We start from the raw sequence: 10,831 nt of genomic DNA on the forward strand, positions 1-10,831 counted from the left end.
GTGGCGAGCGGGTACAATGGGCGGTTCCGCTCCTGCTCGCTGCCGTGCCCATGGATATCGTCGTCAAAGAAGAACTCAAGGCCTACATCGACCCGCTGACCGCGGACGAACATGACGCGCTGGAGCGCAGCATCCTGGCCGAAGGCTGCCGCGATGCGCTGGTGCTGTGGGGTGATGTGCTGGTCGATGGCCACAACCGTTTCGGCATCTGCCAGAAGCACGGCCTGCCCTTCAACACCGTGCAGAACACCCGTTTCCAGAGCATGGAAGACGTGCACCTGTGGATGATCGAGCAGCACCTGGGCCGCCGCAGCGTGTCCGATTTCCAGCGCGGTGTGCTGGCGCTGCGCAAGCGCGACATCCTGGCCGCCCGCAAGCAGGTCGAGCAGGCCCAGCTGCAGCGCGAGAGCGACGGCACCGCCGACGTCGTCGTAGACGCGGGCGAGGACAGCCCGCCGTGGGAACCGGCGCCGAAGATCAGCCGCGCCGAGCTGGCCCGCGAGGCCAAGCTGAGCACAAGCCAGGTCGGCATGATCGAGCGCATCCACGCCCAGGCCGCGGCCGAGGTGGTGGAAGCGGTGAAGGCCGGCGTGATCTCGATCAGCGCCGCTGCGGCCGTGGCCGACCTGCCGGAAGACGAGCAGCGCGCTGCCGCCGCCGGTGGCAAGGACGAGCTGAAGCAGGCCGCCAAGCGCGTGCGCGAGTCCAAGCGCAAGCCGCGTGCACCGAAGCCTGAACCAGCCGAGATGGATTTCGAAGAACCCAGCGAGGACGAGGTGGCCAGCCGCGATGCCGAGGTTCTGTCGGCACTGGAACAGCTGGGCGAGGATGCACCGGCCCTGCGCCGTCGCGTGGTCGCGCTGACCCGCGAGAACGACACCCTGCGCGCGCAGCTGGCCGCGCTGCGCAAGCAGCTGGAAGCGCTCTAAGCGCTCTCGACGCGCTTCTGTAGAGCCGAGCCCATGCTCGGCTGCTCTTTTCCACGCGCAAGGCAGCCGAGCATGGGCTCGGCTCTACAGACAGGCGTCACCAAGCTGCGGTTAGACTTTCCGCATGACGCCTGCCCACGATCCGCGCCGCGCTCAGCTGCGGCGCCTGAAAGCCCTCGCGCTGGGCCTGTTGCTGTTGATGCTGGCCGGTTTCGCAATCAGCCACTGGCAGGGCGAGCGCGGCATCTGGGCCTGGGTCTCGGCCTTCTGCGAAGCAGCGGCCGTGGGCGCGCTGGCCGACTGGTTCGCTGTGGTCGCGCTGTTCCGGCGGCCGATGGGCCTGCCGATCCCGCATACCGCAATCATCCCGCGCAGCAAGGAACGCATCGGCGACAGTCTCGCCCTGTTTGTGCGCGACCAGTTCCTGGAGCCGGGTGTGCTGCTGGCCAAGCTGCAGGTGTTCGATCCAGCCAGCCGCCTCGGCAGCTGGCTGGCAGACCCGGCGCGCTCGCGGATGCTGGCCGACATGGCCCGCGGCTGGGCCCTGCAGGCGCTGGATTTCTTCGACGAAACCGCCGTACGCCGCCAGCTGCACGCCTTTGTGGTGCAGCAGCTGCGGCAGTGGAATGCCGCCGCCACCGCCGGTGAGCTGCTGGCCCTGCTGACCGCCGATGGGCGCCACCAGCGCGTGCTGGACGAAGGCCTGCAGCGCCTGGGGCGCTGGCTGGAGCAACCGGAAGTGAAGGAGCGTGCTTCGCAGCTGATCGTGCGTTACATCCAGCGCGAGTGGCCCACCCTGTCGAGCACGGTGAACTGGGTCAAGCCGATCGACGAGATCGGCGACAGCCTGGCCGAGCGCCTGGCGCGGGCGGTGCTGGAAGAACTGCAGCAGGTGCTGGCCGAGCCGCAGCATCCGCTGCGCCAGGACTACGAGAGCTGGCTGCAGAACTACGTGCAGCGCCTGCGCGAGGACCCGGCCCTGGCCGAGCGCATCGAGCAGCTCAAGCAGGACATGATCGACCACCCCGCCCTGCAGGACTACGTGCAAGGGCTGTGGGCGCGCATCCATGCCAGCCTGCGCGCCGACCTGCAACGCGAGGACTCGGCACTGGTCGGCCACCTGCAGCGCAGCCTGGCGTCGCTGGGCAGCAGCCTGCAGGCCGACCCGGCCCTGCGCGAGGCCCTCAACCAGCACCTGCTGGAAGGTGCGCAGCGCCTGACCGGGCGCCTGCGCGAGGGCGTGACCACGCATATCGCGCAGACCGTGAAGGGCTGGGACGAGCGGCACCTGGTCGAGCAGCTGGAACTGAGTGTGGGCCGCGACCTGCAGTTCATCCGCTTCAACGGCACCCTGGTAGGTGGCCTGATTGGCCTGCTGCTGCATGCCGCAACAGTAGTGTTCAGGTTCTAGGAACCCATCCGGCAGTCGATCCACGCCCTGCGTGGAGGGCGGAGTTCGTCACACTTGATTAACGAAATGCGAATGCCTATCATTTGCTAATCGGTTGTACGCTTAGCCAAGCGGGGCACGGAAGCACGCACCTACCCGCCCCTTCGCCCGTGTACATCCCCCGACTACCGGGTCGCCCGCACCAAGCGGGTGGCGCACCGTCGATGGGACTCGCTGGGCGACGTGCGCGGAGCGCGCGGTTGCTGCGTCTGCGCATTCCATCGCCTGTTTCGTCCTGCATGGAATCGCACCGATGGCAATGCCGCTCAACCTCCCTCGTCCCTCTCTGCTGGCCCTGGCCGTGACCGCACTGATGATCGCTCCGCTGGCACACGCCGACGGCACCGCTGAATCTTCCGCGCGCACGCTGGACACCGTGAAGGTGACCGCCGATGGCGAGATTCCGAACAGCTACACGGTGAAGAACGCGCGCAGCGCGACCAGGCTGGACCTGTCGTTGCGTGAGACGCCACAGTCGGTGACCGTGATCACCCGCCAGCGCCTGGACGACATGGGCCTGTTCTCGCTGTCGGACGTGATGGGCCAGGTGACCGGCGTCAGCGTGTCGGTCACCGACAGCGAGCGCATCAACTATGTTTCGCGCGGCTACACCATCGACAATTTCCAGATCGACGGCATGCTCAACACGTTCGGTGGCTCGGTCAAGACCAACACCGACAGCGTGATCTACGAGCGTATCGAGGTGATCCGTGGCGCCACCGGCCTGACCACCGGCGCCGGCGATCCCTCCGGCACCATCAGCATGATCCGCAAGCGCCCCACCGACACCTTCCAGATGGGCGCCAACCTCACCGTGGGACGCTGGGGCAACCGCCGCCTGGAAGCCGACCTCGGCGGCCCGGTCGCCTGGGACGGACGCATCCGTGCGCGCGTGGTCGCCGCCAAGCAGCAGAGCGATTCGTTCCGTGATGTCTATGCGCTGGACAAGGACGTGTTCTACGGCATCGTGCAGGCCGACCTGAGCGACAGCACGCTGTTCGAGGTGGGTTACGAGTACCAGTCGCCGCGCACCACCGGCGTGACCTGGGGTGTGGTGCCGTACTGGGGCGCCGATGGCGCGCCGGCCAACCTGCCGCGCTCGACCAACCTGTCGGCCTCGTGGAGCGCGTGGCCGATCGTGGAGAAGACCAGCTTCGCGCGCCTGGAGCAGCAGCTGGGCAACGGCTGGTCGGTGAAGGGCAATCTCAGCCACGCGGTGCGCGATACCGATGGCAGCGTCTGGTACGGCGCGGCCGGCTATCCGCGCGCCGATGGCACCGGCATCACCGCCTACATCTCGCACTTCAACGAGCACAGCACGATGGACGTGTTCGACGTCAACGTCGGTGGCCCGTTCCAGTTGTTCGGCCGTGAGCATGAACTGGTGTTCGGGCTGGGCCAAGCGGTGCGCAAGGGCGAATCGGAGGCGATGTCGTTCGATTCCAGCGCACCGGGCTACTCGCAGGTGCCCGACTGGCGCCACTGGACCGGCGAGGTGCCGGTACTGCCGGTGACCCGCCTGGGTCGCCTGTCGTCGCAGGACGAGCTGCGCCAGCGCGCCGCCTATGTGGCGGCCCGCCTGCGCCTGGCCGACCCGTTGCTGGCCGTGGTGGGCGCCCGCTATGGCAGCTGGGAAACCCGCAAGTGGGCCTATGGCTACGACGCCAACGGCAACCGCAACAGCACAACCCGCACCGGCTACCGGCCGGACGACATGCTCACTCCGTATGCCGGCCTGGTCTACGACTTCAATTCGATCTTCAGCGGCTATGTCAGCTACACCGACATCTTCAAGCCGCAGAACTACCGCGACCGCAACGGCAATTACCTGGAGCCGGTGGTCGGCGACATGTACGAAGCAGGCGTCAAGGCCGAGTTCTTCGGTGGCCTGCTCAATGCCTCCGCTGCCGTGTTCGAAGGCAAGCAGGACAACGTCGCCGAGATCGACGATTCGGTGCCGGTGAATTCGCTGCCCGATGGCGGCCAGGCCTACCGCTCCACCGGCAAGGGCAACAAGGTGAAGGGCTGGGAGATCGAGAGCCAGGGCAGCATCGGCGAGCAGTGGAACGTCTCGGCCGGCTTCGCCCATACCGTCATCCGCAACAAGGATGGTGTGCTGCAGCGGACCACCGCCCCGCAGGACACCTTCCGGCTCAACACCAGCTGGCGCCCCGGCGGTATCGATGGCCGCTTCTGGCTGGGCGGTGGCGTGACCTGGCAGAGCCGCATCTGGAGCACCAGCACCAAGACTGATCGCAGCAAGGCCAACATCACCCAGGACGCGTTCTACCTGGTCAACCTCGCCGGTGGCTACCGCTTCAACGAAAACTTCAGCGCCCAACTGAACATCAACAACCTGCTGGACAAGAAGTACTTCAACAACGTCGGTTTCTACAACGGCGTGTACTGGGGCGAACCACGCAATGTCACCGTGACGCTGCGCTGGAAGCTCTGAACCCGTTGGATGGCGCTGGTTCTGCGACCAGCGCCCGGCCACGGATGGCCAACCCCGGCGCACTGCGGTGCGCCGGTCCCTTTTCACTGAAACCTGCAGGAACGCCGTGGACCGCTCGCCCGCAACCGCCAGCCCCCGCACCTTCTTCTCCAACCCGCGCTGGGGCGTGCTGTCACGCTCGTTGGCTGCAATCTTCGGCGGCTATGCGCTGGCTTCGGCCACCAGCGTGTTCTGCGCGGTGGCGCTGCCCGGCGCACGCGGGCAGACCGTGCTGACCGGCATGCTGCTGGCCATTCTGGTCGCCGCCTGCGCGGCGTTGTGGGCGTTCGCCACCCGCAGCGCGCTGCGTGCGTGGGTCGGCATTCTCGCTCCCGCCCTGCTGATGACTGCCATCGCGCGCATGCTGGGGGCCTGGGCATGAAGAACGGATTCCGCCAGTCGATGGCCTGGCTGCACACCTGGACCGGGCTGCTGGTCGGTTGGTTGCTGCTGCTGATTTTCATGGCTGGCACGGCCAGCTACTACCGCGAGGAAATCAGCCGCTGGATGCGTCCCGAACTGCCGTCCAGCAACGTCAGCATCGACGTCGCCGCGCAGCGCGCGGTGGACTACCTGCAGGCCAACGCCGCGCAGGCCGAGAACTGGTTCGTCACCCTGCCGCAGCCGCGCAACCCGGCCATGCAGATGTTCTGGCGACTGCCCCCGGAACTGGCCGACCCCAGCCGTGGCCGTCGAGGCGGCTTCGGCGATGCCACGCTCGACCCCAACACCGGCCAGGCACTGAAGGCCCGTGAGACCCGCGGCGGTGATTTCTTCTACCGCCTGCACTTCGACCTGCACTACATCCCGGTGCTGTGGGCACGCTATCTGGTCGGCTTCTGCGCGATGTTCATGCTGGTGGCGATCATCACCGGCGTCATCACCCACAAGAAAATCTTCAAGGACTTCTTCACCTTCCGCAAGGACAAGGGCCTGCGCTCCTGGCTCGATTTCCACAACGTCAGCGCGGTGATGGCCCTGCCCTACCACGCGATGATCACCTACACCGGCATCGTCACCCTGATGATCATGTACCTGCCGTGGGGCGTGAAAGTCGCCTACCCGCAGGACGAGGACAAGTTCTTCAGCGAAGCCTTCGGCGGCATGCCGGAGGTGACCGCGCCGGCCGAAGGCCGCGCAACACCGCTGCCGATCGCGCAACTGCTGGACAGCGCGCGTGCGCATTGGCACGGCGTGGAAGTGGCCGGCTTCACCGTGTCCAACCCGGGCGCGGCCAATGCGGTGATCGACATCCGCCAGCGTGATGGCAAGCGCCTGTCCACCGACACCCCGGCCGTGCGCTACGACATGGTCAGCGGTGCATTGCTGGAAGAAACACCGCCCTCCGGTGGCGCCACCGCCACCCGCGGCGTGCTGTACGGCCTGCATCTGGCACGCTTTGCCGACTGGGGCCTGCGTGCACTGTTCTTCCTGTCCGGCCTGGTCGGCTGCCTGATGGTCGCCAGCGGCGTGGTGCTGTGGGCGGTGAAGGAACGTCCCAAGCATGCCAAGAGCGGACGCATCGGCTTCGGCCTGCGCCTGGTCGATGCGCTGAACATCGGCACCGTGGCCGGCCTGCCGATCGCCTTTGCCGCCTACTTCTGGGGCAACCGCCTGCTGCCGCTGGACATCGCCGAGCGCTCGAGTGCGGAAGCCAACGTGTTCTTCTACGCTTGGGGCGGCGCGCTGCTGGCCGCTTTCATCTGGCCGAAGCGGATGATGTGGGCGTGGCAGCTGTACCTGGGCGCCGCCGCGTTCGCGCTGGTGCCGGTGGTCAACGCGCTGACCACGCATGCCCACCTGGGCGTCACCCTGCGCAACGGTGACTGGGTGCTGGCCGGCGTTGATCTGTCGATGATTGCCTTCGGCGCGATGCTGGCGATGTGCGGCTGGCGCATGCAGCGCTGGACGCCACCGCTGAGTGCGGCCGAGAAGAAGAAGCGCGCGGCTGCCGCAGCAGCGCCGAAGGCATCAGTCGAAGCGGCCGAAGCGGAGGCCAGCGCATGATGCTGCTGGCTCTGACGCTGTCGTTCTCTGCGTTCACCGCCCTGTCGCTGGCGATGGAAAAGCACCAGCACGACCTGCACGGTAAGGCTGCAGCTCCCCCGGCACGGCGCACGCAGTGGCGGGTGCTGGGCTGGGCCCTGCTGACGGTGGCGTTCGCGTTGTGCGTGGTCGACCATGGCTGGGCGATGGGCCCGGTGCTGTGGCTGGGCACGATGACCCTGGGCGGTGTGGCGCTGTCGTTCGGGCTGTACCCGTACCGACCGAAGTGGATCGCGCCGCTGGCGATCGCGTTGCCGGTGGCCGGGCTGGTGGTGGGGTTGCTGTAACCGCCATCCACGCATGGCGTGGATCTACTGGCCAGATGGGTGGTGCCGGCCATCGGCCGGCACTGACGGACTTACCCCAACCGCTTCAGTTCCCACGCGCGGTGGATGCGCGCGTTGCGCTCGAAATCCGGACCGATGGTGCGCGCGGTGATCTCGCGGCACTGGGCGAATTCGGCGATGGCGTTCTCTTCCAGCTTGAAGCGGCGGAAGTTGTTCGAGAAATACAGCACGCCGCCCGGTGCCAGCCGCGCCACGGCTGCGCGCAGCAGCTTCAACTGCTCGCGCTGCACATCGAAGTCATCGGCACGCGCGGAGTTGGAGAAGGTCGGCGGGTCGCAGAAGATCACGTCGTACTGGCCCCGGTCGCCTTCCAGCCAGGCCATGGCATCGGCCTGGACCAGCAGATGCTGGTTGCCCCCCTGCCCGTTCAGCGCCAGGTTGTCGTAGCACCACTGCAGGTAGGTGGCCGACAGGTCGACGCTGGTGGTGCTGGTGGCACCGGCCACCGCGGCCTGCACGCTGGCCACGCCGGTGTAGCAGAACAGGTTGAGGAAACGCTTGCCGCGCACCTGCTCGGCCATCATCCGGCGCAGCGGGCGGTGGTCGAGGAACAGGCCGGTATCGAGGTAGTCGAACAGGTTCACCTGCAGCAGCGCATTGTTCTCTCGCACCACGATGAATTCATCACGCTGTTCGAAACGGCCGTACTTGCTGCCACCCTTGCCGCGCTCACGCGACTTCATCGACACCTGCTCCGGCGGCACGCCGAACACTTCGCGCGCTGCCGCCAGCAGCTCGTTGCGGCGGCGGCGCACGTCGTTCTCGGGAATCGCCGCCGGTGCGGCGTATTCCTGCACATGCAGGAAGGTGCGGCGCTTGCCACCGTCTTCCTCGTAGACATCGATGGCCGCCGCGTACTCCGGCAGATCGGCGTCGTAGGCGCGGAAGCAGGTGATGTCCTCGCGGGCACGCCAGCTCTTGAACTTCTTCAGGTTCTTGCGCAGGCGATTGGCCACCATCTGCGCACCTTCGCTCAGCTCGCGCGGCTGCGCCGGGTCACGGCCCGGCACGGCGATCGGGTCGCAGACGATCAGCGCGCATTCCAGCGCACCGTTGAACATCTGGTACTTCTTGCCCGCACGCAGGCCGGTGGCGAAGGCCAGCTCGTCGTTGCCGCACAGCAGGCTGGCACGCCACTGCGGCACGGCCTTCTGCAGGGCGTTGCCCAGTGCGCGGTACAGCGCCGGATCGGCGGCCAGGCGCTCGTCGTACGGCGGGTTGCAGACCACCGCGCCGATCTCCTGCTCCGGCGCGGCCAGGTCGGCGACGTCGGCGCGGGTGAAGCGGATCGCGTGGGCGACGCCCGCGACCTCGGCATTCTCGCGTGCCGCCTGGATCGCGGTCGGGTCGATGTCGCTGCCGTGGATGACCGGCTTCAGCGCGGCCAGGCCTGCGGCCTCACGGTCACGCGCTTCGCTCTGGATGGTCTTCCAGGCGGCCTTGTCGAAGCCCAGCCAGCGGCTCGGCGGCAGGCTGCCATGGCGCATCAGGCCGGGAGCGACGTCGGCGGCCATCAGCGCGCCCTCGATCAGCAGCGTGCCGCTGCCGCACATCGGGTCCAGCAGGCCACCCCCGGCGGCGTGCAGGCGCGGCCACTGCGCGCGCAGCAGCAGCGCGGCAGCCAGGTTTTCCTTCAGCGGTGCCTCGTGGGCGGCACCGCGCCAGCCCCGGCGATGCAACGGGCCGCCGCCGAGGTCGATCGACAGCGAGGCACGGCCCTTGCGCAGTGACAGGTTGACGCGCACGTCCGGCAGGTCGGTGTTGACCGAGGGGCGTTCCAGGCCCTCATCGCGCATGCGGTCGACGATGGCGTCCTTGATCCGCTGCGCGGCAAAGCGGGCGTGGGTGATCTTGTCGCCGGACACATGTGCGTCCACCGCCAGGGTCATCTCCGGCTTGATGTGCTCATGCCACGGCAGCGCACGCACGCCGTCATACAGGGCCTGCTCGTCCGGGCACTCGAACTCGTCGATCGGCCACAGCACGCGGCTGGCCAGGCGCGACCACATCACGATCCGCAGCGCCTGCTCCAGTTCGCCCTCGGCGTTGACGCCGGCAATGGTGGCAGTGGCCTTGGCAAGGCCCAGGGCCGACAGTTCATCGGCAAGCAGGTATTCCAGGCCCTTGGCGCAGGAGACGAAGAATTTCACGGAATCGGTTCGCAGATGGTCGGGCGCGGCACAGGGGCCGGGCCAGTCGGAAAGGAGGGCCGTAGGCACGGCCGGCAGGCCCGCGCCGGGGGCGGCGGGGCTGTCATTGTAGTCAAAGCGGGCGGGCGCGCCGTGCGCCCGGGCTTCACAGTTGCCGCAGCAGGCGCTCGAAGGCCTGCGCGGAGGCCTCCACGTGGTGCTCCAGGCGGTGACCGTCGTCGACCAGCAGCAGCTGCGCCGAACGCGCCTGCGCCCAGGCAATCACCCCGGCGGCCGGTACCACGTCGTCATGCCAGGCCTGCACCACCGTGGTCGGCACCGCCGCAGCATCCAGCGCCGGCATCGGGCCCATGGTGGTCGGCGGCACCATCAGGAACAGGCCGGCCACAGGCACCTGCAGCGAGGCGATGGCGGAGATGTAGGCGCCCAGGCTGGAGCCGGCCAGCACCACCGGGCCCTGCTGGGCGGCGATGGCGGTACGTTCCACCAGGCGCTGCAGCCGGGTGCGCACGTCACCCACCCGGCTGACCTCGCTCATCGCGTCCAGGTCGGTGTAGTCCGGGCGTTCATGGGTCCAGCCCAGGCGTTGCGCCACGTCGGCCAGCGCGGTGACCTTGGTCGCTTCCGGGCCGCTCTCGAAACCGTGGGACAGGATGCAGTGGCCGCGGCTCATGCACGCGCTCCGTGGGAGCGGGTCGGCGGCGAAAGAGGAGGCAGGTTCATGCCGCAATGCTAGCATCGCTGGATGCCCAACCCGCTCCTTCCCGGCCTGCAGCTGCAGCCCCTGCCCTATCAAGACCGCCTGCCGCTGCGCGACCCGGCCACGCTGGAGATGGTGGTGATCCACTGCACCGAGCTGCCCGATCTGGCGATGGCCCGCGAGTACGGCGAGCGCGTGCTGTATGACAGCGGCGCCGGCAACAGCGGCCACTTCTACATCGACCGCGATGGCAGCGTGGTGCAGTACGTCGCACCGGAACGGGTGGCCCACCACGTGCGCGGCATGAACGCGCATACGCTGGGCATCGAGCTGGTCAACACCGGGCGCTACCCGGACTGGCTCGACAGCCGCCATCAGGCGATGGACGAGGCCTACACCGAGGCACAGCTGGCGGCGCTGGAGGCGCTGCTGCTGGCGCTGGTGGCGCGCTATCCGTCGCTGCGGCGGATTGCCGGGCACGACCAGCTGGATCTGGAGCAGGTGCCGGCCAGCGATGATCCGACGCTGATGGTGGCGCGCAAGCGTGATCCGGGACCGTTGTTCCCGTGGGCGCGGGTGCTGGCGAAGGTGCCACTGCAGCCGGTTGGGTGAGGGTTTGCAGGGCTGCGCCCTGCACCCGCAGAGGCAACGGCCGAAGCAAGGGCAACAGCAGGATTCCCTGGGATGGCGGGGTGGGTCCGGTTGCGGGGGACGC

9 protein-coding genes are annotated in these 10,831 nt (G+C 68.0%); 7 read left to right on the forward strand and 2 right to left on the reverse strand.

Going from position 1 to position 10,831, the window contains the following annotated elements; translation table 11 throughout:
* Positions 1-50 precede the first annotated feature (50 nt).
* The 6 genes from G5A07_RS19125 to G5A07_RS19150 all read left to right on the forward strand — a co-directional run bounded on the left by G5A07_RS19125 (position 51) and on the right by G5A07_RS19150 (position 7,206).
* Positions 51-929, forward strand: coding sequence for a hypothetical protein (locus G5A07_RS19125; RefSeq protein ID WP_010486183.1), 879 nt, complete (start codon positions 51-53; stop codon positions 927-929).
* A gap of 124 nt (positions 930-1,053) precedes the next feature.
* The gene (locus G5A07_RS19130; RefSeq protein ID WP_043400391.1) at positions 1,054-2,340 is read left to right on the forward strand and encodes a DUF445 family protein; all 1,287 of its coding nucleotides are present in this window, start codon (positions 1,054-1,056) and stop codon (positions 2,338-2,340) included.
* Positions 2,341-2,632: 292 nt separating this feature from the next.
* Positions 2,633-4,834 carry a TonB-dependent siderophore receptor gene (locus G5A07_RS19135; protein WP_191863835.1) on the forward strand — a complete coding sequence of 734 codons (2,202 nt, stop codon included), beginning with the start codon at positions 2,633-2,635 and terminating at the stop codon, positions 4,832-4,834.
* A 106-nt stretch (positions 4,835-4,940) separates the two neighbouring features.
* Positions 4,941-5,255: a DUF3649 domain-containing protein gene (locus G5A07_RS19140; RefSeq protein ID WP_049412523.1), complete on the forward strand. Its 315-nt coding sequence runs from the start codon at positions 4,941-4,943 to the stop codon at positions 5,253-5,255.
* A complete protein-coding gene (locus G5A07_RS19145) occupies positions 5,252-6,880 on the forward strand; it encodes a PepSY-associated TM helix domain-containing protein (RefSeq protein ID WP_043400388.1) in 1,629 nt (542 codons plus the stop codon). The genes G5A07_RS19140 and G5A07_RS19145 overlap by 4 nt, the downstream gene beginning before the upstream one ends.
* Positions 6,877-7,206, forward strand: coding sequence for a DUF3325 domain-containing protein (locus tag G5A07_RS19150; protein WP_010486188.1), 330 nt, complete (start codon positions 6,877-6,879; stop codon positions 7,204-7,206). Before G5A07_RS19145 ends, G5A07_RS19150 begins: the two co-directional genes overlap by 4 nt.
* A 71-nt stretch (positions 7,207-7,277) precedes the next feature.
* On the opposite strand, the gene rlmKL is transcribed toward G5A07_RS19150, so the two are convergent.
* Together rlmKL and G5A07_RS19160 are read right to left on the reverse strand one after the other, a co-directional pair.
* Positions 7,278-9,416, reverse strand: a complete 2,139-nt coding sequence (gene rlmKL / locus G5A07_RS19155) for a bifunctional 23S rRNA (guanine(2069)-N(7))-methyltransferase RlmK/23S rRNA (guanine(2445)-N(2))-methyltransferase RlmL (RefSeq protein WP_010486189.1) — start codon at positions 9,414-9,416, stop codon at positions 7,278-7,280.
* Between the two features lie 145 nt (positions 9,417-9,561).
* On the reverse strand, positions 9,562-10,089 hold the full coding sequence (locus tag G5A07_RS19160) for an alpha/beta hydrolase (RefSeq protein WP_019336678.1): 528 nt from the start codon (positions 10,087-10,089) through the stop codon (positions 9,562-9,564).
* Between the two features lie 72 nt (positions 10,090-10,161).
* Between G5A07_RS19160 and G5A07_RS19165 the strand changes: the two genes are divergently transcribed.
* Entirely contained in the window at positions 10,162-10,728 is a 567-nt protein-coding gene (locus tag G5A07_RS19165; RefSeq protein ID WP_053442760.1) for an N-acetylmuramoyl-L-alanine amidase, read from the forward strand.
* Positions 10,729-10,831: the final 103 nt, after the last annotated feature.

The organism is Stenotrophomonas sp. AS012628 (genome assembly GCF_010608305.1).
GTDB classification, from domain to species: domain Bacteria; phylum Pseudomonadota; class Gammaproteobacteria; order Xanthomonadales; family Xanthomonadaceae; genus Stenotrophomonas; species Stenotrophomonas geniculata.